At 60.3% G+C, this 24270-nt stretch carries 17 protein-coding genes; 6 read left to right on the top strand and 11 right to left on the bottom strand.

What is annotated here, in order from left to right; all coding sequences use genetic code 11:
* Nucleotides 1–8: 8 nt before the first annotated feature.
* From BTN45_RS16230 to BTN45_RS16220, 3 genes are all read right to left on the bottom strand, one after another.
* Nucleotides 9–581: a TetR/AcrR family transcriptional regulator gene (locus BTN45_RS16230; RefSeq protein WP_022562817.1), complete on the bottom strand. Its 573-nt coding sequence runs from the start codon at nt 579–581 to the stop codon at nt 9–11.
* Between the two features lie 50 nt (nt 582–631).
* Nucleotides 632–1657 carry a 2-dehydropantoate 2-reductase N-terminal domain-containing protein gene (locus BTN45_RS16225; protein ID WP_112766235.1) on the bottom strand — a complete coding sequence of 342 codons (1026 nt, stop codon included), beginning with the start codon at nt 1655–1657 and terminating at the stop codon, nt 632–634.
* A 301-nt stretch (nt 1658–1958) separates the two neighbouring features.
* Nucleotides 1959–2801, bottom strand: coding sequence for an NADPH-dependent oxidoreductase (locus tag BTN45_RS16220; RefSeq protein ID WP_112766273.1), 843 nt, complete (start codon nt 2799–2801; stop codon nt 1959–1961).
* Between the two features lie 392 nt (nt 2802–3193).
* Between BTN45_RS16220 and BTN45_RS16215 the strand changes: the two genes are divergently transcribed.
* The 5 genes from BTN45_RS16215 (at nt 3194) to BTN45_RS16195 (ending at nt 10147) form a co-directional block, all read left to right on the top strand.
* Entirely contained in the window at nt 3194–4801 is a 1608-nt protein-coding gene (locus tag BTN45_RS16215) for an ABC transporter substrate-binding protein (protein WP_113381774.1), read from the top strand.
* Nucleotides 4802–4842: 41 nt separating this feature from the next.
* A complete protein-coding gene (locus tag BTN45_RS16210; protein WP_207590029.1) occupies nt 4843–5934 on the top strand; it encodes a rhodanese-like domain-containing protein in 1092 nt (363 codons plus the stop codon).
* Nucleotides 5935–5980: 46 nt separating this feature from the next.
* On the top strand, nt 5981–7234 hold the full coding sequence (locus BTN45_RS16205) for an acyl-CoA dehydrogenase family protein (RefSeq protein WP_207590027.1): 1254 nt from the start codon (nt 5981–5983) through the stop codon (nt 7232–7234).
* Between the two features lie 73 nt (nt 7235–7307).
* Nucleotides 7308–8270 carry a cysteine synthase family protein gene (locus tag BTN45_RS16200; protein ID WP_244455296.1) on the top strand — a complete coding sequence of 321 codons (963 nt, stop codon included), beginning with the start codon at nt 7308–7310 and terminating at the stop codon, nt 8268–8270.
* Between the two features lie 281 nt (nt 8271–8551).
* Nucleotides 8552–10147: an ABC-F family ATP-binding cassette domain-containing protein gene (locus BTN45_RS16195; protein WP_207590023.1), complete on the top strand. Its 1596-nt coding sequence runs from the start codon at nt 8552–8554 to the stop codon at nt 10145–10147.
* Nucleotides 10148–10303: 156 nt separating this feature from the next.
* On the opposite strand, the gene BTN45_RS16190 is transcribed toward BTN45_RS16195, so the two are convergent.
* The 8 genes from BTN45_RS16190 to BTN45_RS16155 all read right to left on the bottom strand — a co-directional run bounded on the left by BTN45_RS16190 (nt 10304) and on the right by BTN45_RS16155 (nt 19728).
* Nucleotides 10304–11059: an SDR family oxidoreductase gene (locus BTN45_RS16190; RefSeq protein WP_022562810.1), complete on the bottom strand. Its 756-nt coding sequence runs from the start codon at nt 11057–11059 to the stop codon at nt 10304–10306.
* Between the two features lie 169 nt (nt 11060–11228).
* Nucleotides 11229–12167, bottom strand: coding sequence for a LysR family transcriptional regulator (locus tag BTN45_RS16185; RefSeq protein ID WP_035207002.1), 939 nt, complete (start codon nt 12165–12167; stop codon nt 11229–11231).
* 225 nt (nt 12168–12392) lie between these two features.
* Entirely contained in the window at nt 12393–14306 is a 1914-nt protein-coding gene (locus tag BTN45_RS16180) for a PhoX family phosphatase (protein WP_153775788.1), read from the bottom strand.
* A gap of 128 nt (nt 14307–14434) precedes the next feature.
* Nucleotides 14435–15148: a 4'-phosphopantetheinyl transferase superfamily protein gene (locus BTN45_RS16175; protein ID WP_207590021.1), complete on the bottom strand. Its 714-nt coding sequence runs from the start codon at nt 15146–15148 to the stop codon at nt 14435–14437.
* Nucleotides 15149–15178: 30 nt separating this feature from the next.
* Nucleotides 15179–15934 carry a 2,3-dihydro-2,3-dihydroxybenzoate dehydrogenase gene (gene dhbA / locus BTN45_RS16170; protein ID WP_022562806.1) on the bottom strand — a complete coding sequence of 252 codons (756 nt, stop codon included), beginning with the start codon at nt 15932–15934 and terminating at the stop codon, nt 15179–15181.
* A gap of 13 nt (nt 15935–15947) precedes the next feature.
* Entirely contained in the window at nt 15948–16817 is an 870-nt protein-coding gene (locus tag BTN45_RS16165; protein ID WP_207590012.1) for an isochorismatase, read from the bottom strand.
* Nucleotides 16818–16909: 92 nt separating this feature from the next.
* Nucleotides 16910–18535, bottom strand: a complete 1626-nt coding sequence (locus tag BTN45_RS16160) for a (2,3-dihydroxybenzoyl)adenylate synthase (protein WP_207590007.1) — start codon at nt 18533–18535, stop codon at nt 16910–16912.
* A gap of 17 nt (nt 18536–18552) precedes the next feature.
* Nucleotides 18553–19728, bottom strand: a complete 1176-nt coding sequence (locus tag BTN45_RS16155; RefSeq protein WP_077985641.1) for an isochorismate synthase MenF — start codon at nt 19726–19728, stop codon at nt 18553–18555.
* 81 nt (nt 19729–19809) lie between these two features.
* On the opposite strand from BTN45_RS16155, the gene BTN45_RS16150 reads away from it, so the two are divergent.
* Entirely contained in the window at nt 19810–24261 is a 4452-nt protein-coding gene (locus BTN45_RS16150) for an amino acid adenylation domain-containing protein (RefSeq protein ID WP_207590001.1), read from the top strand.
* The last annotated feature ends 9 nt before the right edge of the window (nt 24262–24270 follow it).

The raw sequence follows: 24270 nt of genomic DNA, 5'->3' as shown, positions 1-24270 counted from the left end.
TGCTGCTTTCAGTTCGGTTGATCGGTGGAGGCGGCGGCCGTGGCGAAAACGGAGAGAGCGCAGTCACGCGCGATCAGCACCGCCTTGGGGTCGCGTCCAACCGCGACGGTCGCCAGCGCCCCTTCGTAGAGAAGTGAGAGATGGGCGGCGGCGATCTCCACTGTGCTGCCGGCCCTCGCCAGGATAGCGGCGAACAGGTCCCTGACCTTCGCCTTATGGGTACGCGCAACGAACACGACCCGCTCGGATTCGCCATGTTCGGCAACCGCGAGAGCGAAGGCGCAGCCGCGAAAATCCGGGCTGTCGGCCTTTTCGTGGAGTTGCTCGAAAATCAGCCGGATCTGCTCCTTCGGAGCCATGTCCGCATCCACCACGTTCTGAAGCGCGTGGATCACCCGCTCATGACGCGCTTCCAGATAGGCTGCAACAAGATGATCCTTCGAAGGGAAATGCCGGTAGAGCGTCGCCTTCGCGACATTCGCTTCCTCGATGATCCGATCGATGCCGACAGCCCGGATGCCTTCGCGATAGAAGAGCGTGCCGGCGGCGGTGAGTATATGGTCTGATATGGCTTCTCTCATTATATCGTTTCACACTGTCGTTTGATAAATCGCACTGCTTGAGCCACCGGTCACGAAGGGCTGGCGGGATTGGGCGCCGGCCGGTCCGGGCCGGCGATGAGCGACGTGATTGCATCGAGCGGCAGCGGCTTTAAAAACCCGCCCTGTTGCGCCAGTTTGCCGGCCAGCGTCTGAACAGCGTCGTTATAGGGCGTTGGCACATTGTGAAGCCGGCCGAGCAATACGATCTCTCCGTTGAGGAAATCCACCTCACTTGAGGCTCCGCGCCTGAAACTCTGCCACGTCGATTGCTGGCCCGGGTGAATGCCGCTGTTCGGTGCTACTCGCCAGTTCGAGATGTCTAAGGTTCGCTCGGAGGGCGAGGCGAGGGTGTAACCTGCCGCGTCGAGCACATGGCGGGCTTCATCCACCAGCGCCGCGCTGATCTTGTCGTTCAGATCGGCCGGGCCGTCGAAGAGTTCGAGGACGTTGCGAACGTTGTGAAGGAGCTTTGCTGCTTTCCAGCGGCGGATATCGTCGCTTGCCTCGGCAAGATATCCCGCCCTGTTGAGGTCTGCCGTGACCTGCGTCGTCACGTCATCCTGTCCGAGCGGAAAACGCCCGACCGTCACGATGCCCAGTTGCGGCTCGCCGCCAACCACCACCTTCCCGGTTTCTGTGAACCGCGCCGGTGTCAGAATGCTTGCGCCATACACCCTGGAGAATGTTCTCAGGGCATTGGCTTCAGTCGCCAGTCCATTCTGAAAAGTCACTATAGGCAGCTGTGCAGCCGCCGGTGCCGTCGTGTTGGAGACGTTCTGCCAGGACCAGAAGGCGAGTGCGCTTATGGCATCCTGAGCCTTCACCGTGAGCAGGAGGATATCATCCCGTCTCAATTCCGGAAGATCCGTCAGGTCGAAGACCTTCAGATCGATCTGCCGCGTCTGTGCGGGTCGTTGAAAGGTGAGGCCATGCTGCCTGATATGGCTTATCTGGGCTCCCCGCCCGAAAAGTGCATAATCAATGCCGGAAAGTGCAAACTGTGCTGCAAGGCTCGCGCCCACCGCGCCGGCGCCAATGATAACATAACGTGGCATCTGTCGTTTCTCGTCCTGTCTCTTAACGCTCCGGATTTACGGAGATATTGGTGTGGTGATTGGTTCGGCGGTTTCGGCGGCGGTTGAGGACGGTGGCAGGATGCGTTCAGGAGCATTCTGAACGGATCGTAAGGCCTTCGAGCGGGGCAAAGGAAGACCGGTCATTCTATATCTACTAATTTTATAGAAAATAAGTTCCCGAAACCGGTGATTTCGGGAGAGATTGCGCCGCCCCGGCCCGCGCCTCGTATTGCCGGGGCAAGGGCGCGCCTTCGTTTGATACCGTCAGCCGCAATGGAATTTATTTGATAGCGAAACCGAGGCGACGCAACGTCCGGCTCAGTTCCGCACGGCCCTTCAGCGCGGCGGCGTTCTCCACACGCTGGGCAATGGGCCCTGTCCAGCCATTTTGGGGCAGGCCCTGTTTTTCCTGAAACACCTTTAATACCTCATCATAAGAATTGAGGTCATCGTGGGCGGGTTCCGAATAGGTTTCATGAAACAGAACGGATGATTGTGACAAGCGCGGTTTGACATCTGTTTTTACCGCCGGGTCAGGATAGCCGACCGTCAGGCCGAAGACCGCAACCGTCTCGGCAGGTAGGTTGAGTTCGCGGGCCACGTCCTCCGGCCTGTTGCGGATGCCGCCGACGTAGCAGGAGCCCAGGCCGACTGAATCAATCGCGGCTACAGCGTTCTGCGCTGCCAATGCAGCGTCGATGGCGCCGATCAGGAAGCTTTCCAGGTAATCCAGTCCTTCGCCCTCATTCCCCTGGCTTGAAGCGACCGTGCGCAGCCGCTTCAGGTCGATAAGCCAGATGAGGAAAAGGGGGGCATCCTTTATATGGGCGTTGCCGCCGGTGAAACCCGCCAGTCGTGCCTTGCGCTCCTTGTCCTGCACCGCAACCACACTCCACGCCTGAAGATTGGATGATGTGGGCGCTGATTGCGCGGCGGCGACCAGAAGCTCCAGGCTGCCCTCCGGCAGAGCCTTGGGCAGATAGGCGCGGGCGGTGCGATGGTTCAGCAAGGCGTCGATGGTGTCATTCCAGAAAGGCGGAGAAAAATCGGCCTGCGTTCCATAACGGGCCTCGACGCGCTGCTGTGGGATTTCCAGTTTGGTAATCGGACTGGGCGGGGTCATCGGATGAAACTCCATAATTGTGGGGGGCGGGCTCAATTGTGCGGATCAGAAAGGTGGCAAATTCCTGTGATTTGATATGGCCGGCCGAGGCATCTGCCGAGCAATGTCCTTCTCAATCGCGATTTTGAGATGAAACAACATTTCCACGGGAATGCTGAAACAAACGCCGGCGAGATTTCTTCGCATTCCACCATCTGCTCCGGATGCGCAACGAAGATCCCGATGGATGGGGCAATTCAGCGCGAGTTTTGGTGCCTGCTTGCGTAAGTATTGAAATAAAATTCCGCAAGGAATGATTTCTTCGACAAGGAGGAAGAATTTTATCCTTAGGAATGCGCTGCATTGCCCCGATGCTTTCGTCATCGAAACGACGTTTTCCAACGGGGATTTTCATGACGATCGGACGCCGGCAGTTCAATAAAATGCTTCTTTTGGCAACGGCAGGAACGGCCCTGCCTGGTTCGGTCTTCGCAGCGGGTGGCGATGCGAGCCGGCCCGTCTCCGGCGGCACGCTCAGGCTGCTTTATCGTGTCGATCCCGGCAACGCGCTTTTCGCCATCAACACATCGTCAGGCACGGGGCAGGCGATCGGCCCAAAGATTGTTGAAGGCCTCCTCACATTCGATTTCGACCTCAAGCCGCAGCCCTTGCTGGCAACGGAATGGTCCGTTTCCGATGACCACCTGCGTTATACGTTCAAACTCAGGCCAAATGTGAAATGGCATGACGGCAAAGATTTTACATCGGAAGACGTTGCCTTTTCGATTTTCCGCCTGAAAGAAGCACACCCGCGCGGCCGCATAACCTACCAGAACGTTCAGGCGGTGGAGACGCCTGATCCCCTCACTGCCATTATCGTTCTGTCCAAACCCGCACCGTTTCTCATTGCTGCGCAATCGAGTTCGGAATCGCCGATCGTGCCGAAGCATATTTTCGAAAAGCTGAAGCCCGCCGATGGCCAGACGCTGCAGACTGCTATTGGCACCGGCCCCTTCAAACTGACCGAATGGACGCCGGGGAGCCATCTGATCTTCGATCGAAATCCCGATTATTGGGATGCTGGCAAACCCTATCTTGATCGCATCATCCTGCGCATCATCACCGACCCGGCTGCGCGGGCAGTGGCGCTGGAGACGGGGGAAGTCGATCTTGGCGACAACCCCGTGCCGCTGGCGGATCTCGAACGGCTGAAGCAGAACCCCGATCTCGTTCTGGATACGAACACCTATGCCTATGCGGGTCCGCAGCAGCAGTTGTTCTTCAATTACGATAACGAAATCTTCCGCAAGAAAGATGTTCGCCTGGCCATTGCGAAGGCAATCAACCTCGATGAGATCGTCAATGTAGCGCTCTTCGGTTATGCGCAGATATCACCCAGCCCCGTCAGCACGGCCCTTCCCAACTGGTATGATGCTTCGGTCAAGCCATATGCCTACGACCCGAAAGAAGCGGAAAAGTTACTCGACGCGGCGGGATATCCGCGCAAGGGAGACGGCAAGCGTTTTCCAGTACGATTGACGTATAATTCCTATCTAACGCCCGGCTATGCCGATGTTCTTCGCAGCCAGCTTGAAAAGATCGGCATTGCCGTCGAAATCCGCAAATACGACCTGCCAACCTATCTGAAAACTGTCTACACGGACCGTGCCTTCGATCTGGTGGTGGAATCCCTCTCCAATACCTTTGACCCGTCGCTCGGCATCCAGCGCGCCTACTGGAGCAAGAATTTCAAGATCGGGCTGCCCTTTTCCAATGCGGCAAACTACGCCAATCCAGAGGCGGATGCGCTTCTTGAGGCGGCCGCCATCGAACCGGATCCGAAGAAGCGCTGGGTAACCTGGAGCAAGTTCCAGCATCTTATCCATGACGACGTTGCCTCCGTCGATCTCGTGGCGGCGGGAAGCCAGATCGTGGCGCACAAGCGGGTCAGGAACTATGTCACCGGCGCGCAGGGGCTGAACTGGAGTTTCGGCGATCTGTGGCTCGATCCGACCGCTTGAAACCCCGCATGAAAATTCCGGATTTGTCAGGAGAAAACGCAATGTCCGTATTTGCTGTAACAAAAGATCGTCTCATCGAATGGCTGCGGGATGGCAGGGAACTTGCGGTTCTGGATATCCGTACCGCCGAGGACGTGGGGTATGCTTCACCGCTATTTGCCGCCAACCTTCCGGTTGACAGGCTGGAGGCGGAAATCGATCGCTTCATTCCTCGCCCCGTCGTGCGCACCGTGCTGGTGGATGATGGAAAAGGCAGCGCTGAGCAGGCCGCCGAACGACTAGCCTCCAAGGGTTGGACCGACATTCATTTTCTGCGTGGCGGAATCCCCGCATGGATCGAAGGTGGCGTCGAGGCGTTGCCGACCTTCGATATTCCCGGCGTTCCTTTCGTTCAGAAGGTGAGAAGCGAGAAAAACACGCCTGTGGTTTTTGCGCGTGAGCTCAAGGCGTGGCAGGAAGCCGGTGAGGATGTTGTCATCCTCGATACGCGCACATTGCCGGAATATGAAAAAGCGCACGTGCCCGGTGCGATCGGTGTGCCGGGGGCAGAACTCCTGCTGCGCTTTTCCGATCTCGTTCCCTCGCCCAAAACAAGAGTCGTCGTCTCCTGCGCGGGCCTGCCCCGCGCAATTCTCGGCGCGCAGACATTGATCGACGCCGGTGTCGAAAACGATGTCAGTTACCTGCATGATGGGACGCGCGGCTGGACGGATGATGGATTTGAGCTGGAAACAGGCCGCTCCCGAACATATTCGCATGTGAGCGCCAGCGCGAAAGAGATTGCAGAGGCGCGGTTGAAGGCCTTTTCCAGGGACGACGATCTGCGCTTCATCGACCGTCCGACTGCCGAGACATGGTTGAAGGACACATCACGAACGACCTATTTCCTGGACGTGCGCACACCGGAAGAGTTCGAGACTTCCCATCTTCAGGGCTCAATTTCGTCGGAAGGCGGGCAGCTTCTCGGTGTCGCCTATCGAACGATCGCGGTGCGCGGTGCCCGGGTCATTCTGGTGGATGACCTGCTCGGCGCCCGCGCTAGGGTCGTGGCCCACTGGCTGAAACGCAGAGGGTTCGAAATCGCGCTCCATTTACACGACTTCGAACAGGGTGCCGAAGCGGCAGCCGCCTAGACCCGGCCGGGTGTTCGCCAGACTGCTCCACAGACAGGAATTTGCAATGACCAATGCCAGCCATGCCTGGGGTTCTGCGCCCAGCAAACGTTTTGACGCGATCGCCGAGGGGTTTCGGGGAATTTTTGCCGAAATTGGCGAAGATTCGATACGACACGATCTGGAACGCGAGCTTCGTTTCGATGACTATGAAGCTTTGAAAAAGGCCGGCTTTTCCAGATTGCGCCTGCCGGAGAAATTTGGCGGCCTGGGGCTGACGCTTCCCGAGCTTTTTGGTTTGATCATTGAACTCGCGCAGGCGGATCCCAACCTCACCAATGCTTACCGCAGCCATCTTGGCTTTACGGAAGATCTGCTGAATGCACCAGCTTCGCCATGGCGGGATGCGTGGCTGGAGCGGATCGGACGTGGCGAAACCATTGGCAGCGGCTTTTCGGAAATCGGGGATGCAAAGCTTGGAACCTATTCCACCCAGCTCACCCGGGATGGCGGCGGCTGGCGGCTGAATGGCGAGAAATATTATACGACCGGCTCGCTCTATGCCGACTGGATCACGCTTGGAGCCGTTGATGGCGATGGTGTACCGGTTGGTGCGCTTGTTCCCACAAAGGCTGAAGGCGTCGAAATCGTCAACGACTGGGATGGTTTCGGACAGGCGCTGACGGCCAGCGGCACGGCGCGATTTACCGACGTGGCGATTTCCGAGGACCTCATCAAGCCGAGCGCGCTTCGTTTCAGCTATTCAGGCGGCTTTTTCCAGCTCGTCCATCTGGCCTCGCTTGCCGGGATCGGCCGCGCGGCCGCATTGGAAATCGCCCGCCATGTTGCGGAGCGCAAACGCGTCTATCAACGCAGTAACGCCGCGCGTTTTTCTGAAGACCCTCAGGTGCTTCAGGTCGTGGGGCGGATCAGGGGTGCGGCCTATAGCGCCGGCGCCATCGTGTTAAAGGCCGCAGAAGCCCTGCAGGCTGCCTATGATGCCAATCTCTCTGGAGACGAGGAGCATATTGCATCTGCGAACCGTGACGCGGAGCTGGAAGTCAGCCAGTCGGTTACTGTCGTCAGCAACCTTATCCTGGATGCGTCCACTGTCCTCTTCGATGCGCTTGGCGCCTCAGCCGCAAAACGCAGCCATGGTCTTGATCGTCACTGGCGAAACGCCCGCACGATAACCTCACACAATCCCCGTATCTATCACGACCGTATCGTTGGAGATTTCGCCGTGAACGGCGCCTCACCAGCGCCAAATGGAGGCGTGGGGATAGCACCGCCAACGCAGAAGGAAAAATCCGAAGCATGATCAAAACATGCGGTCCGACGGGCGATACGCATCGGAGCCTGTTGTTCGGTATCCACGCAGTGCAAACAGGATAGTGAAATTGGGCAGGATTTATCGGGATTTTACAGAACTCGTTGGCAATACGCCGCTGGTGGAACTCGCCAGAATTCGGACGAAATACAATCTCCAATCGCGCATTCTCGCCAAGATCGAGTACCTCAATCCCGCCGGCAGTGTCAAAGACCGCACCGCCTGGGGCATCATATGTGAGGCTGAGAAGAGCGGCCGATTGAAGCCGGGCGATCTTCTTTTCGATTTGACCAGTGGCAATACAGGCATCGGAATTGCGGCGGTTGCCTCCGCACGCGGCTATCGCACGAAATTTTATCTTCGCAATACCATCAGCGAAGACAAGATCAACATCCTCAGGCAGTTCGGCTCCGAGATCGAGCTGATCGAAAATGAGGAGCTCTTCCAGCCCGATGCCATCCATCGCATCATCGACAGGATCAAGGCTGAAAATCCGTATGCATTTTATACCGGCCAGCGTTCCAATGATGCCAACCCGCAGGTTCATTTCGAGACGACCGGGCCGGAAATCTGGCGCGATACCGAAGGTGACATCGATATCCTGGTCGCCACCGTTGGTACGGGCGGCACCGTGTCCGGTGCCGGGCGTTTCCTGAAGGCGCAAAAACCGGAGATAAGGATCGTTGTTGCCGAGCCGACACCGCAGTCCGTTCCATCCCCCGAAAACCCCGACGCTTCCACGATCGAAGGCGTCCACAAGGTGACCGAGGTGGAGGAAGGGACCTTGCCGGAGACCTACGACAAGAGCGTCGTGGATGAAGTCATTGCCGTTACCACCGAAGAGGCGCGGCGGGCAGCGCTTGCGGTGGCCAGAGAGGAGGGCTTCCTTGTGGGAACCTCATCCGGTGCAGCCATCTTTGCCGCGATCGAGCTTTCCCGCCGCGCGGAAAACAACGGCAAGACGATTGCGGTCGTGTTTCCGGATAGTGGCGAGCGCTATCTTTCGCTTTTTGATGCCCCTGACTGAAAAGTCTGCTCGCATGGTTCGCGGCCCCGGAGAAGTTTGAACTGTGCCCGTGAATGACCATGTCGGCGAAATCATTGCCCTCTGACGCCGGATGTGGAGCGAACACAAGACCGTCAGCCGCCGATGCTTGAAAAGAGTGCAGGCCGTTATTGAAGCGGCCTTGAATCTCCCATTTTCAAACGCTACATTCCATCGGTCCGCAGCAACAACAGGATGGTCGACAATGGATTTCAACCCGATAGCAACGCCACTTTGCCTTGCCATGCGGGAAAACCTTGTCCATGACCCACTTTATCACACTCTCCAATCTGTCCTGGTTCACGCCTGACGGTCGTTCGCTTTTCACCAATCTGAATATTGTGTTCGGCCCGGAGCGTGTCGGGCTTGTCGGTCGTAACGGCGCCGGCAAGACGACGCTCTTGAAGCTGATCGCCGGCGAATTGACACCATCTTCGGGTTCTGTCTCTGCACCGTCGGGTATCCACATCCTGCGTCAAAGCGTCCAGGTGGCCGAAAATGAGACGATTGCCGATCTCTTTGGCGCGCGTGATGCGCTCGCTGTGCTTGAACGGGCGCAGGCGGGTGGCGCGACGTTGGAGGAACTGGCCGATATCGATTGGATGCTTGAGACGAATATCGAGGCGGCACTCGCGCGCTTCGGCCTGTCCATGCCCACGACGACACTGCTCGCCCGACTCTCCGGCGGGCAGCGCACCCGTGCAGCGCTTGCCGCTCAAATCTATCATGCACCGGAGTTCCTGATCCTCGACGAACCCACGAACAACCTCGACCGTGACGGTCGGACTGCAGTGATCGAATTTGTGAGCGGCTGGCGTCACGGCGCAATCATTGTCAGCCATGATCGTGAATTGCTCGAAACGGTCGACAGCATTGCTGAACTGACATCGCTCGGTATCAGCCGTTATGGCGGAAACTGGGACCACTACAGCGATCGCAAGGCACTGGAGCTTGACAATGCCAGGCATGAACTGGCCGAGGCCGAGAAGCGGCTCAGCGCCGTCGAGCGCAGGGCGCAGGAGACGGCCGAGCGGCAGGCTCGTCGCGATGGTGCAGGCAAAAGGAAGGCGGCGGAAGGAGGAATACCGAGAATTTCGGCCGGAGGGCGCGCCATGCGGGCGGAGCAGACAAGCGGTGACAACGCCGCCACGGCGCGCCGAATGACGGGGGAGGCCAAGGCAGACGTCGCAGAGGCGCGAGGGCGCATTGAGGTGCTTGAACCATTCATGCTGTCCATACCGTCCACCGGACTGGTGGCGTCAAAGACGGTTCTGCGGCTGGAAGACGTAACTGCGGGTTACGAACGCAATGCGCCTGTCCTGTCCGATCTGTCGCTTGCGATTACAGGTCCGGAACGGATTGCGGTGGCGGGGCCGAACGGTTCGGGAAAGACGACGCTGCTTTCCGTCATCACCGGGTCTCTCGCGCCATTTTCTGGTTCGGTCCGAGTTGAGGTTGCTTGCGCGTTGCTGGACCAGAAGGTCAGCTTGCTGCGACCCGGGCTATCCGTCCGGGACAATTTCATGCGTCTCAACCCGCGGTCCAGTGATAACGCCTGCCGGGCCGCTCTTGCCCGCTTCCTGTTTCGCGGCGACGCCGGTTTGCAGGATGTGCGGCATCTGTCTGGCGGCCAGATGCTGCGCGCCGGCCTTGCCTGCGTCCTTGGCAACCAGAAGCCGCCGCAGCTTCTCATACTCGATGAACCGACCAATCACCTCGATCTTGATTCCGTCGCGATCGTGGAGGCCGGCCTGAAAGCGTATGACGGCGCAATTCTGGTCGTCAGCCACGACGAGGCATTTCTGGAGGGGATCGGCGTGTCCCGACGGTTTGAGCTTCATGGACGCCGTCAAACATGAGCAACGCCGCGCATTTTAGCGCGGCATTTGGTCATTCGAGAAGCCAGCTCGACGGCCTGAAGAACGTCCTGAGGCTCTCTGTGCAGGCGATTGACGGCAGCACGCATCTTGATTTCTTGTTTCGAAACGGAGGCCACCCGCCACTGCGATTCAGCGTTAAACCTGTGCCTGGCCGCCGTCCGCGAAGAGCTCGGCGCCGTTGACGAAGCTCGCATCATCGGAGGCGAGGAACAGCGTCGCCTTGGCGATTTCCTCGGCTTCGCCGACGCGACCGAGAGGGATGCGAGAGGCGAGATAGTCGAGCAGGCCCTGCTGCTGTTCCTTGTCGTCGCCTGCAAGTTCGACGAGGCCTGGTGTGCGCGTGGCGCCGGGCGAGATGACGTTGACGCGGATGCCCGTGCCCTTGAGGTCGAGAGCCCAGGAACGAGCCAGGTTGCGCACCGCGGCCTTGGAAGCGGAATAGACGGAAAAGGCAGCCGTGCCTTCGGTGCCGGCAGTCGAACCCGTCAGCACGATGGACGAGCCCTTGCCCATCAGCGGAAGTGCCGCCTGCACGGTCAGGATCACAGCTTTCACGTTGCGGCCAAAGGTGTCGTCAATCTGCTCCTCGGTGATCTGGCCGAGCGGCAGCATGGTGCCGCCACCGGCATTGACGATGAGGGCGTCAAGGCGGCCCTGTTCCGCCTTCACCTGGGCGAACAGCTTGTCGAGGTCAGCGTTGCTCGAGGAGTCCGCCTGTACGCCGACTGCGCCCTGTCCTATTTCTGCCACCGCTTCATCCAGAGCGGCCTTGCGGCGGCCTGTGATATAGACGCGTGCGCCTTCGGCAGCGAACAACTTGGCCGTCGAAAGACCGATGCCGCTGGTTGCTCCGGTGATGACGGCGATCTTGTTTTGAAGCCTGTTGGCCATGTTAACTCTCCTGATGCTTGGGCGCGCGAAATGGTTCAGCCCGAATGCACGGCCTGTTGAAGTTCTGAATTTGCTCGGGATGTGGCGCGGGTCATTGGCCTCGTCACCGTCCGATGAGGAGAAGTTAGTTCGTCAGCCCGGTGGAGAGAAGCCGCTCAGGATGGAGACATTATCCATCTGGATGGATAGTCGCCGTCACATCGCGCCGTGCGTCGACCGCTTCGAACACCTTCGCTGCCCATTCCGTGAAGGCGCGTAGCCGCGGATTTGGGAAACGATCAGCGGGATAGACGAGATGAAGGGGATGATTGTCCGGCTTCCAGTCGGGGAGAAGTTCAACCAGCGCCCCGCTCTTGAAATGGGGCCGCGCGAGAAATCCGAAGCTTTGGCCAATTCCCAGTCCCGACAGCAGCGCGTTCAGATGCGCGGTACTCTCGTTGACGGAAACGCCGCCAGAGGCCGGGAGATACTCGCTTCGCTCTTCGCCGCGCTGAAAACGCAATGGAAATCTCTTTCCAGATGACGCGGAGAAGTAGGAGACGATCCGATGCTTCTCGATATCGTCAGGTCGCTCCGGCAACTGCAGACCAGCCAGATAAGTGGGCGATGCGCAAATGACGTAGTCCAGCTCGCACAGCTTTCGCGCCTTCATTGATGAGTCACCCAGCGCCCCGCCGCGAATGACGCAATCGATACCCTCACTGACGAGATCGGCGGGGCGATCGCTGACACCGAGCATGAGATCGATTTCTGGATAATGGCGCTGAAAATCCGAAAGTGCCGGGATAAGGATCTGGTTTGCCAGCACAGAGCCGATGTCGACGCGCAGCTTTCCTTTGGGTGTGCTGCGGGAGCCGGCAATAGTGCCGTCCATGTCATCGAGATCGGCGAGGAGCTTCAGCGCGCGTTCGTGATAGGCGACGCCCTCCGTGGTCATCGTGACCGACCGCGTGGTGCGCTCCACGAGCTTTGTTCCGAGATGTGCCTCGAGATCCTGCACCAGCTTGCTGACTGAGGACCGAGGAAGGTTCAGCATATCCGCCGCCTTGGCGAAGGACCCGGCTTCGGCGACGCGGACAAATGTTCGAATTGCGAGTATCTGATCCAAGAGAGGCCCAACAAGCAGGTGGAGATAATCTACATCTACACTTGGCCGGGGAGCGCTGCCATGCAGGTTCTTGCGAAAGGTGGATAAATCTGCGCCATACGACGATATCCGAACGTTCATTCACGAACACAGGCAAAACGCCGCGTGTCCTTTCGGGCACGCGGCGATTTATCGTGAAACCGGATGGCAATTCCCTCGCGATCCGGTTCCGTTCATGCCTGTGCGTCAGCCGATCTTCACATTGTCGTCGCGCTTGATGGCGATGACGGTCGAGCGGGGCAGCTTGCCTTCGCCGTCCGGGAAGGGGGCGTCGGGGTGCTGGATGCCGACGAAGTGGGTGCGCTTGTCGGCGGACCAGGTCTGGCCGGTGACTTCGGAACCCTTCGGCGCAGTCAGGAAGCGCTCAATGCGGCCAGTGGCCGGGTCGCCCGCCAGCATCTGGTTGTTGCCCTGGCCGGCGAAGTTGCCTTCATTGGTGTCCTCGCCATCGGTCTGGATCCAGAGCAGGCCGGTCGAGTCGAACATCATGCCGTCAGGCGAATTGAACATGTTGCCTTCGTTGATGTTCGGGGAGCCGGCATAGGCGTCCTTGTGGACGGCGGGGTTACCGGCCATGCAGAACAGGTCCCACTTGAACTTGCCGTCCGCATGGTCATCATTTTCCGGATACCAGCGCACGATCTGGCCGTATTCGTTCTTCTCGCGCGGGTTGGCGGCATTGATCGCCATGGCGTCGCCACCGGCATTGGCGCGCAGCTTGCCGTCCTTCATTTCGCCGCGGCGGCTGTTGTTGGTCAGCGCGCAATAGGCTTCGATGGCGACGGGGTTGATGGCGACCCATTCCGGGCGGTCCATGGTCGTCGCGCCCACCTTGGAAGCGGCCTGGCGGGTGAAGACGCAGATTTCGTCGATCTTCATGCCCGTGGTTTCCGGCGTCAGGGCAAGCCACTCGCCGGCACCGTCATCGGAGAACTTCGCGACGTAAAGCGTGCCTTCGTCCAGCAGCTTGGAGGTGTCGCCGCCCGGCACGTAGATGCCGCTGGAGACGAATTTGTAGAGGAACTCGCCGCGCTCGTCGTCACCCATGTAAACGACGACACGGCCGTCACGGGCGATCACCACGGCGGCGTTTTCATGCTTGATGCGGCCAAGCGCGGTGCGCTTGATCGGCGTGGACTTGGCGTCCGAGGGATCGATCTCCACCACGTAACCGGCGCGGCGTGGTTCATTGGGGTTCTTGGCAACGTCGAAACGGGCGTCGAACTTCTCATAGGCGTAGCGGGTCTCGGCGACGATGCCGTAACGCTTGTAATCGTCAGGCAGCTTGAAGGCGGCGTCGGTGGTGCCGAAATAGCCGTTGAAGTTCTCTTCGCAGGTGAGGTAGGTGCCCCAGGGCGTGCGGCCTGCGCCGCAATTGTTGAAGGTGCCGAGACAGTCGACACCCTTGGGGTCGGCGGCGGTCTTGACGAGATCGGAGCCTGCGGCCGGGCCGGAAAGCTTCATCGGCGTGTTGTGGTGGATACGGCGGTTGAAAGGGCTGTCGAGAACGATTTTCCAGCCGTCCTTGTCTTCCGCGACTTCCATGACGGTGACGCCCTGCATGTTCTGCAGGATCTTCACGTCGTCGGCCGTCTTCGGGTTGCCTTTTTCGGCGTGCGGCAGGTTGGTTTCCGGGTTCACATATTCATGATTGACGGCGATCAGCTGGTGGTTGCCCACCACGAAGAGTTCCATGCCGTCGGTATTTTCGCCGAAGACCTTGTCGGAATTTTCAACGCTGACGCCCTTTGCGGGGTCGAGATCAGGAACGTTGGAGAACAGCGGCTGGCCCCATTTCGCCAGCGGCTTCCAGTTATAGCCTTCCGGCACATGGATGGTGTGGTCGGTGGCGGCGGCAACCGGCTTGAAGGGGAAACGGCCGACAGCGGCTTCCCGCGCTTCGGCCGAGGTGCTGCTCATCAGGTTGCCGAGCGTGCCCATGGCGGCTGCGGCCGAACCGAAGGCGAGCACGCCGCCCAGAAAGCCGCGGCGGGAAATCGCGGTTTCGACCACGCGGTCGAAATCGGTTTCGTCCGGCGGCGGGTTCTGCAGTTCGTCCCACTCGTCCCAGGACAATTTGCTCGTATCGATGTCGGTCATATCGTGTCTCCACCGTTCAATGTTTGGAATCATTCCACAGGCTGCGTACCTTCCGAGTGTTTCACTCGGATGACGGGAAGACAGGTTTAAAATATGATTGTCGCGGTTATGAATCCGCTGTTTTTCCCTCAATGCGGGATAAGGACGCGGGTGAGGAGCTGGCCCTCGAAGCGGCAGAAACGGAAAGGAACCTCCGTTCCGCACCGCCATTCCTCGCTGAGTTCAGCCGTCAGGCACAAGGATCCCGAGCCATTTGCGTTCAGGCGGGATAATTCGGCCGCCTCGAAAAAGAACAGCTTTTCCACCATGGGATACAGCGCCTTGAACAGGCTTTCCTTGGCCGAGAAAATCAAGCCGGTGATGAAGGGATCGATAATGTTGCCGAGGTTGTAGCGCTCATTTGCGGTCAGGAGTTGTGGGGCGATATCGCGGGCCTCCTCCTCTGTCAGCAGTTTTTCGATATCGACGCCGATACCGCGAAACTGTCGACAGCAGCCGACAAGCGCAATCGCCGTACCCTCGCTGTGGGAAATTGCGCCAATCACCCCTTCGGGCCAGAGAGGCGCACGGTCCTCGCCCATGCCGGGAAAGATGGAACGGCCGGTCAGGCGGCGGATGGCTTCCGCAGCGCATCTGCGCCCCGCGATGAATTCCGCCTTGCGTCTTTGCGTGGCGCTTGAAAGCTGCGGCGGCAAGGGAGGGACCTCGCCGCCGCAGCCCTCATCGGCGCTGAAACGAAGGGTAAGGCAATGGCAGCCGCATATGTCGTCCGGCCAAGGCCAGATGGCCTCGGGTGGATCGCCGGAGATGGCGTCGTGATCAAACGCCGTTACAACGTCCATGTCCCTTACTCTCAATCCAACGGCTCGAATTCAAGCCGCAAGCGTGGCACCGCCATCAACCACGATCTGCTGCATCGTCACGTGCCCGGCCTGATCGGAGGCGAGGAACAGCACGGTATCGGCAATATCGTCCGGCCTTGCGATCTTGCCGAGCGGAATGCCGAGCTTGAACTGCTCGGGCAGGCCGGCGACCAGCCGGTCCTTGCCGGCAGGATCGCTCAACATGCCGGCAAGCATCGGCGTATCGGTGGACCCGGGTGAAACGACGTTGCAGCGCACGCCATAGGGCGCAAGCTCGAGGGCGGCGCAATGGCTGAGGCTGACCAGCGCCGCCTTGGAGGCGCAATAGGCCATCATGCCGATGCGCGGCACGACGGCGGCATTGGAGCCGATATTGACGATTGCGCCGCGCCGCTGCCGTTTGAAGGTGGCGCTCCACTGTCTCAGCATATGGAACGGCCCGGCAGCGTTGACATCCATGCACGCCTTCCAGTCTGCGGGCGTCAGGCTTTCACTGTCGCCGAGCCGCAATATGCCGGCGGCATTGACGAGAATGTCGAGCCCGCCCCATTCGGTCTCGATCGCCTTGCAGGCCGTCTCCACCGCCGCCGCATCGGTGATGTCGAGTGCGATCTGGCGGAAGGGCGCTTCCGCCGTTCTGGCCTGGAGGTCGAGGCCGATGAGATCGGCCCCTTCCTCGATGAAACGTTCGGCGATGCGGCGGCCGATGCCCTGAGCCGTACCCGTCACCAGCACGCGCCGCCCGGTAAATCTCTGTTGCGTCATCTTTTTTGTCCGCTCAGGCCGCGAGCCGCTTTTGGTCGATCAGCGTCCACCAAGCGGAGAGAGTGGGCACACGCGCAAGCTCATCGAAGCCGACGGTGACGCCGCGTTCCTTCAACTCTCCGGCAAGCTTCATCACCTGCAGGGAATCCAGCCCGTAGAAGATCAGGTTTTCGTCGGGGTCGATATCGCTCTCATCCTCCACCATCTGCAGGACGCGGGCTTTCAGCCATTCGTTGATATCGTCGCCCTTTCCCGCGCCGACAAGGCTTGCGGCATCGATCACCACGCCGCAGCGTGTGGCCACATATTGCAGCGCCATGCGATGCTCCGCCTCGGAAAAATCGGCAACGCCATCACCGATCATGAACGGCTGGATGTCCTTCATAAAGGCTTCCACTGCCGTCATCATGCAGCCTATATGGGCATAAACGCCGCCGACGATGATCTGATCACGGTTCCAGCCCTTCATACGTTCGGCAAGGTCGGAGCGCTGGAAAGCGCTGTAGCGCCATTTGGTCAGCACCACGTCGTCAGGCGTGGGGGCGAGCTTGTCCACCACCTTCTGCAGTTCGGGATCAACGACGGTCAGACCCGGTCCCCACATGTCGTTCAGAAGAGCGCGGTCGCCAGGCGGCTGATTATGCGGCTGGGCGGTGTAAATGACAGGGACGCCGTTTTGAACGGCCCATGTCTTCACTTTGGCGAGATTGGCGATGAGGGTCGTCATCAGCTTGCCGTCGGCCTCGTAGAACCGCAGGAAATAACGCTGCATGTCGTGGATGAGGAGGACGGCGCGTTTCGCATCGGGCTGCCATTTTGTCTTGTTGGCCGGAAAACTCGCGGCGACCGGCATGGGATAATCGGAAATGGTGGGGATCGTCATGATGACCTCGGTTTGTGCTGCGCCGGCTGGGCTGGCGCATTTAGGAACATGGGGACGCCATTTTGGCGTCCCATTCGATGGGTGCGGAAATGTCAGGCGCTGACGGCGACGGGTGTCGTCAGCAGATCGCGCAGGCGTTTTTTGTCGATTTTTCCGACGGCGGTGAGGGGCATGGCGTCGATGAAGCGCACACGATCCGGCAGCTTGTAATCCGCGACGCCGAGGCCTGCGAGGTGCTGGCGAATAGCCGGCGCCTTGAGAGCGGGATTGCGCGACACGACGAAGACGCAGCTCTTTTCGCCCAAAAGTTCGTCCTGCATCGCCACCATAGCCGCATGGGTGACATCCGGATGCCGCAGGATCAGGTTTTCCACCTCTTCCGAAGCGACCTTTTCGCCGCCGCGATTGATCTGGTCCTTCACCCGGCCAACGACCCGCAGATAACCTTCGGGGGTGCGCTGCACGACGTCGCCGGAATAATAGAAGCCATCCTTGTCGAAGACCCGGGCGCTGTGTTCGGGCGCGCGGTAATAGCCCCGGAACGTATAGGGGCCACGCGTTGCCAGCATGCCGGCTTCGCCCTCGGGCACGTCGTTGCCGTCCTCGTCAACGATGCGGATTTCGTCATCCGGGCTGATCGGCCGGCCTTGCGTGGTGAAAACGATATGGTCGGGGTCACCGAAGCGGGTGTAGTTCACCAGACCTTCCGCCATGCCGAAGACCTGTTGCAGATCGCAGCCCAGCACTTCCGGCACCTGGCGGGCCAAAGCCTCGGCGAAGCTTGCACCGCCGACCTGCAGGAGCTTGAGCGACTTCAGCCTTTCGCGATGGGCGGGAGCCGCCTGCAGCCACAGCGCGACGGCCGGCGGCACCAGTGGCACAATGTTAACGCCGTGTTTTTCGATGAGATCGAAGCAGGCAAGTGGTTCCGGATTGGCGGCCATGACCACGGCGCCGCCGGCGTGGAACACACCGAGCGCGCCGGGCGAACTCATCGGGTAATTATGCGCCACCGGAATGGCGCAGAGGAAGCGGGTCTCAGGCGAAAGGCCGCAGATCTCCGCACTGGCCCGAACGCTGTAATCATAGTCGTTATGCGTCCGGGGGATCAGTTTTGGCGTACCGGTGCTGCCGCCGGAAAGCTGGAACAGCGCCACTTCATCGGCGGCGGAAGGGGCGTAAGCGGGTGGGTTCTCGGCAGGGGCGGCCAGCCGCCGTTCCAGGCTCAACCGCGGATCTGTTTCGCCAAGCAGAAGGGTGACGGTAAGCCCGGGAGAAACCGCCTTCAGCGCCTCCAAAAATGTGTCATTGGCGAAAAGCTCGTGGCTGCGCGAGCCGATCACCAGCTTCGGCGCGATCTGCTCCGCATAGGAGGTCATTTCCAGCCGGCGATGGCTGAAAAGTGCGTTGACGGGGGCCGCGCCGATCTTCATCAGCGCGAAAAAGACGAGATAGAACTCGGCAATGTTAGGCAACTGCACAAGCGCGGTGTCGCCCTTGCCGATGCCAGCGGCGGAGAGATGTCCGGCCAGATTGGAGGATTGCCGGTCGATATCCGCGTAGGTGAAGCGGCGGTCGCCGCAGATCAGGGCCGTCGCGTCCGGCCGGCGCTCGATCTGTTCGGTGAGGATGCCGCTCAGCGGCCTGTCGATCCAGTAACCGCGCTCGCGGTACCGGCGCGTCAGATCGTCGGGCCAGCGTTGAAATTCGATTGTCATGGTTTGTCCCCGGGAAATCAGGCAGAAAGACCGCAGGCGTTCAGCATGGTCTTGAGTTTGGTCTGCACCTCGGCCCATTCGGATTCGGGCTCCGATGCCTCAACGATGCCGGCGCCGGCAAAGAGCCGCACGGTTTTCCGCTGCACGGTGCCGCACCGGATCGTCACCACCCACTCGCCATTGCCCTCAGAATCCGTCCAGCCGACCATGCCGGTGAAGAGGCCGCGCTCGAAAGGCTCGACGAAGCGGATAAGGCGATGGGCGCGCTCGGTGGGGAAACCGCAGACGGCCGGTGTCGGGTGCAACAGGCACGCAAGCTGCAGGGCATTGGTCTCGGGGTCGGCGAGGCGGCCTTCGATGCGGGTCGAAAGATGCCAGAGGGCCGCCGTGTTGATGAGGGAGGGTTTTTCAGGGACATCGAGTTCCGCGCAGACCGGCGAAAGCAGGGAGCGGATATCCTCGATAACGAGGCTGTGCTCGTAGTGGTCCTTTTCCGAAGCCGATAGCCGCTCGGCGTTGGCCTTGTCCGCGGCGGGGTCGACCATCCGCTTTGCCGATCCCGCCAGCGGGTTGGAAATGATGTTCTCACCCTGCTTGCGAATCAGGAGTTCCGGGCTGACGCCGATGAGGTCGCCGCCATCGGGCAGCGGAATACGGAACTGGTAACCTTCGCGATTCTGTTTGGCGAGACTCGCCAGCAATCTCTCGACATTGACCTCGGAAGCGAAGGTGAGTTCGCGCATGACGGAAAGTACCGCCTTACGGACATCGGAATGGCGGAAATTGACGATGGCGTGCTCTACGGCGCGTTTAAAGCCGGTCTCGTCTGGCAGGCTGTTCTGGCCGACAAGCGCGGGCATGGCCGAATCGGCGACGACCGGCGCGGTTTCTCGTGGGCTCCACTCATGGTTGTTCGGTATATAAAGGCATGAGGGTTCGCTGACATCGAAGGGGATTGCCCCAATGGCGATCGGATTGTTCTGACCAGCCCGGCGGGCCCGTTCGAAAGCGGCTTTAATCGCTTGCTGCAAAGGGCTGCCCGTATCTTCTCCGCCGCGGGCCGGAAGCGTTATCCTTTCGCGGATTCCTTTGGCCCGCAACTGCCCGGTACCGGAAGTGAAGAGAAAATCTCTATTAAAATCAGCAATTTCGTCGGATTCGACGTCATTCGTCCTGAGTGCTCCCGTTTTCATGGGATGCCTCCTGTTCGAGTGGTTGACGATGGCTTATACTTGATTATGATAATCATGTTTTGTCAATCGGTGCAAATTCACATGCTAAATTTAACTCCGATGCAGGTGGCCTACTGGGTCGGTCGGGAGACGGATGGGATACTCGGAAAAGTTACGCCCCATCTTTATCTCGAGTTCGAGGGGCGAGCTCTGGAGCTGGAAAAACTGGCCGTTGCAGTCGGCGGGCTTTGCCGGTGCCACCCGATGCTGAGCCTCAGGATCGATGCGGAAGGGCGTCAATCCGTCGATCCTGATGGTCGCCCGTTGCATCTCGATGTGGAGGACATGACGGCGCTTGATGCGGAGACGCTTGCGCGCCGACTCGAGATCAAGCGCCACGCGTGGAGCCATCGCGCGACGGATCTTCGCACTGCGCCGCCCGCGGCGATTGCGCTCAGCCTGTTGCCGCATGGCCGTAGCCGGCTGCATGTGGACACGGACATGCTGGCCATCGATCCGGCCAGCGTGCGGATATTGATGGAGGACCTCGCCCGCCTTTACGACGAGGCGGACAAGGATGAGACCGCGCGTCCCCCGGCGCAGCCATCCTTCTTCGACTGGACGAAACGCCTTGCGGCCGATCCTGACCTCAAGAGCGTGAGGGAATACGACCGGTCGTGGTGGCGGCAGCATATTGCGGATATTCCGGACGCGCCGCCGCTTCCATTTTTACCGGAGGATGCGTCACGCGCCGTTCATACGGACCGTTTTGCCACGATGCTTACGGTCGTTGAACGTGACGGTCTTGAACGGGCTGCGCGGCGTTGCTCGGTAACGATGTCGACCCTGTTGCTCGGTGTTTTTGCCGTGGCGCTGTCGCGGGCGATCGATTCCGAAAATTTCCGGCTCTCCGTCCCGGCTTTCTGGCGTGCACCCCTGGTTGAAGGGGTTGATTCCATCGTCGGTGAGTTTTCCAACGTGCTGGTGCTCGGCGTCGATATCAGACCCGCTGAAAGCGTCGAAGCCCTGCTCGGGCGGGTTTTCGATGACATGAACGGCCTGCTTGCCCATCAGGCCTATCCGGGCGTCAGCATCATGCGCGACCTCTCTCGCCTGCGCGGCGGTTTGCAGACCTCGCCCGTGGTTTTTACCGCCGGTGTCGACCTGCCGGGCGGCGATCTGTTTTCACAAAGGGTTGGGCAGCTGTTTGGCTCCCTGGTCCACACCGTATCGCAAGGGCCGGGGGTTGCGCTGGACGCGCAGGTCGCGAGGCTTGATGGCGGCCTGCTGATAAACTGGGATGTGCGGCTCGATGCGCTGCCTGAACCATGGCTTCGCGCCCTGTTTAAAACCTACGTGGGTCTCCTTCGCCGGCTCGCTGATCACCCGGACCTCGTTGAGGAAAGCGTGGAACGATTTGGTGCTGCGATGCCCGAACAGCTGGCCGATAAAAAAGGAAACGCCATGGAACGTCCGCTCTCACCGCTGCAGAAGGCATATCTTCTCGGTCGCGGCACACATCTGCCGCTCAGCGGCGTGGCGATGCAGGAGTTTCGCGAATATCGCGGCAGCATCGACCCCGCCCTGCTGCGGACCCGCCTTTCTGCCATGGTCGAGAGACATGAAAGCCTGCGCACCCGCATCGATGAGCGGCGCCTCGTGCAGATCGTGTCCGGGGAAGCGGAGATCAACCTTGATATGATCGATCTCTCGGATATTTCCCCGGCGGCAGCGGAAGCGAGGATCGATGCCGTCAGACGGGATTTTTCCCACGCCCATTTTGATCTCGCCGCCTCTCCCTGGCAGGTCACGGTCTTCCGCCTGCCGGCGTCCGAAGCAAAGGCTGATCATGTCGTGGTGTTCCTGCGTTTTGACGCTCTCATCCTTGACGGGCGGGCGATAGCCAGCCTGGCAACGGAACTTTTCGACGGTGTCCTGCCGGTCGCGATCGCCGCTGCGGCTGAAACGCCAGGAGAGGATATCGCAGCCGCCCGTGCCGGGGACGCGGCCTATTGGACCGAGAAGCTGAAAGAAGCTGAAGTGCCCTCGCAGTTGCCCTGGAAAGCACCGCTCGAAACCATTCCGACGTCGCGATATAGCCGCCAGAGTCTGATTGTCGAAAAGCAGCGCTTCTCCGCCTTTGCGCGGGCCGGTGCGAAAGAGCGCCTGTTCAAGAATTCGGCGCTTACGGCGGTCATTCTCGAGGTGCTGTCGCTCTGGCTGAACGAGGGTGCGCTGGTGATCGGCATTCCCGTTGCGCCGCAGGTGGATGGGGCCTTCGCCAACCGCTCCAGCTTCATCGCCGTCCAGTGGAATGCGGCAAAAGACGATTTTGCCGTGCGGGCGGCAGGCCTGCAGAGGGATGTGCTGGAAGGGCTGAACCATCTGGCTTTTTCCGGCATCGATCTCAATCGCGTGCTTCTCAATGCGAATGCGGGCGGGCTCGCCCTGCCTGTGGTGATTACCAATGGTCTCACATGGCCGACGCTTTCGCCGGATTCGGCCATGCGCTGGACGGACGGTCTGACGCAGACGCCGCAGGTCGCGCTGGATTTTCGCTTTTCGCAGAATCCGAAGGGCGATCTCGCCCTCGATATCGACTATGCGGAGCAGGCGATCGATGCGGCGATGGTGGCGGATATTCTCGCAGCCGTCGAGCGCGCGATTGCGGGGATCGCGGATAGCGGCGCTTTCGTCCTCAACGGACGCGATATTGTCGACTTGTCCCATTACCGGCTGAATGGCGATGAAGGAAACTTCGTCTGCCCGCCATTTCTGGAACGGATCGCCGGCCGTCTTTTCGCAGGAGAGCCGTCACGCACCGCGCTTGTCAGCGGCAAGCGGCGCATCGCCTATAGCGAGCTTGGCGAGATGGTGGCGCGCGTGATCACGAGCCTAAGGGCGCGCGGCATCGGTCGGGGCGATGTCGTGGCCATCTGCCTGCAGCGTAGCCCCGAACACACGGCGATCACGCTCGCCGCGGCCCTGATGGGGGCGGTCTGGGTGCCGGTCGACGCCGGTTCACCCGACGATCGCCTGCAGTATCTGCTGACCAACTGCCGCCCGGCGCTCATCGTCGCCCGTCGCGTTCCGCAGGGTTTTGATGCTGTCGATCCGGCGGTGCTTCTGTCCACGCCCGCTCCGGCTGGCGCACCGGTCTCCATGGCGGAGTTAGCGGCGCTTTCCCGAAGCGAGGGGCCTGCCTATTTTCTTTACACGTCTGGCACGACAGGCAAACCGAAATGCGTCGTGCTTTCCAACCGCGCCACGGCCAATGTCATTGGCGGCACGCTGGCGGAATGGGCGGTGACGGAACGCGACGTATTCGTCTCGGTCACCCCGCTGCATCACGACATGTCGGTCTTTGATGTTTTCGGCGCGCTCGTTGCAGGGGCGACGCTGGTGCTGCCGGAACCCGGAGAGGAAAAGGATGCGGTGCGCTGGAACGAGCTGGTCGCAGAACATGGTGTCACGCTGTGGTGCTCCGTGCCTGCCATCCTCGAAATGCTTCTCGCCTGCCGCCGTGGTAACCAGCTATCGTCGCTCCGACTTGTCGCGCAGGGCGGGGACTATATCAAGCCTGTTATCATAGAAGAGCTTCGCCGGCTGAATCCGGACCTGCGGCTGATATCGCTCGGCGGGCCAACGGAAACGACGATCTGGAGCATCTGGCACGAGATTGTTGCGGAAGATGTGGCGGCCGTGCCCTATGGCCACCCGCTGCCCGCCAATCGTTATTTCGTCCTCAACGATCACGGCGGCCATTGCCCGGCGGGCGTCGTTGGCCGCATCCATACGGCCGGCGTGAATGTCGCGATCGGCTATCTCGAGGACGGCGCGATTACCCAGACGGATTTCGTGACGATTACCGATCCGCAGGGAAACAGCGTGCGCGCCTTCCGAACCGGGGACCGCGGCCGCTACCGGCCGGATGGCAAGATCATGTTCGCGAGCCGTGTCAATGGTTACGTCAAGGTGCGGGGCGTGCGGGTCTCGCTGCCGGATGTGGAAAACGAGCTGATCCGCCACCCTTCTCTCCAGAGGGTTCTGGTTGTGGATTACGGTGTCGAGCAAAAGGGCGAGGCGGCCATCGGCGTGCTTTATGTCACGGCACCCGGCCTCGAACTCACCACTGCCGAACTGCGCGACTTTGCCCGCCGGCATCTGCCGGAATCGCATGTGCCCGGCCGGTTTCTCAAGGTTGACGATCTGCCGCTTTCGACCAATGGCAAGCCCGACCGCCGTCGCGCCCGTGAACTCTTGACCGGTGGAACGGCTGACGCGGAACCGGCAAAATTCTCCGCCTCTGTGGTTCCCGACGTCGATCACGGCGACCGCCGGGTGCTGGATATCTATCTCAGCGTATTGGGTAAAAAGCCGGCAAATGTGGATGCAGACAGCGACCTGCTGGCGCTCGGACTTTTGCCGTCGCACCTGAAAACCGTCTCGGCCGAAATTCGCGCTGTCTTCGGTGTTGACCTGACACCGCAGCAGCTTTTGCGGTGCCGCAACGCCAGGCAGGTGACGTCGCTCATGGCCGTACGGGCGGCGTGAATCCCATCA

The organism is Rhizobium sp. ZX09 (assembly GCF_017357485.1).
GTDB lineage: Bacteria > Pseudomonadota > Alphaproteobacteria > Rhizobiales > Rhizobiaceae > Agrobacterium > Agrobacterium pusense.
The sequence above is the reverse complement of the archived record's forward strand: the minus strand, read 5'-3'. Positions and strand labels throughout refer to the sequence as shown.

Bases quoted from the DNA above. Each gene is read 5' to 3' on its own strand.
- BTN45_RS16230 (WP_022562817.1), bottom strand. From the start codon at position 581: ATGAGAGAAGCCATATCAGACCATATACTCACCGCCGCCGGCACGCTC.
- BTN45_RS16225 (WP_112766235.1), bottom strand. From the start codon at position 1,657: ATGCCACGTTATGTTATCATTGGCGCCGGCGCGGTGGGCGCGAGCCTT.
- BTN45_RS16220 (WP_112766273.1), bottom strand. From the start codon at position 2,801: ATGACCCCGCCCAGTCCGATTACCAAACTGGAAATCCCACAGCAGCGC.
- BTN45_RS16215 (WP_113381774.1), top strand. From the start codon at position 3,194: ATGACGATCGGACGCCGGCAGTTCAATAAAATGCTTCTTTTGGCAACG.
- BTN45_RS16210 (WP_207590029.1), top strand. From the start codon at position 4,843: ATGTCCGTATTTGCTGTAACAAAAGATCGTCTCATCGAATGGCTGCGG.
- BTN45_RS16205 (WP_207590027.1), top strand. From the start codon at position 5,981: ATGACCAATGCCAGCCATGCCTGGGGTTCTGCGCCCAGCAAACGTTTT.
- BTN45_RS16195 (WP_207590023.1), top strand. From the start codon at position 8,552: ATGACCCACTTTATCACACTCTCCAATCTGTCCTGGTTCACGCCTGAC.
- BTN45_RS16190 (WP_022562810.1), bottom strand. From the start codon at position 11,059: ATGGCCAACAGGCTTCAAAACAAGATCGCCGTCATCACCGGAGCAACC.
- BTN45_RS16180 (WP_153775788.1), bottom strand. From the start codon at position 14,306: ATGACCGACATCGATACGAGCAAATTGTCCTGGGACGAGTGGGACGAA.
- BTN45_RS16175 (WP_207590021.1), bottom strand. From the start codon at position 15,148: ATGGACGTTGTAACGGCGTTTGATCACGACGCCATCTCCGGCGATCCA.
- dhbA (WP_022562806.1), bottom strand. From the start codon at position 15,934: ATGACGCAACAGAGATTTACCGGGCGGCGCGTGCTGGTGACGGGTACG.
- BTN45_RS16165 (WP_207590012.1), bottom strand. From the start codon at position 16,817: ATGACGATCCCCACCATTTCCGATTATCCCATGCCGGTCGCCGCGAGT.
- BTN45_RS16160 (WP_207590007.1), bottom strand. From the start codon at position 18,535: ATGACAATCGAATTTCAACGCTGGCCCGACGATCTGACGCGCCGGTAC.
- BTN45_RS16155 (WP_077985641.1), bottom strand. From the start codon at position 19,728: ATGAAAACGGGAGCACTCAGGACGAATGACGTCGAATCCGACGAAATT.
- BTN45_RS16150 (WP_207590001.1), top strand. From the start codon at position 19,810: ATGCTAAATTTAACTCCGATGCAGGTGGCCTACTGGGTCGGTCGGGAG.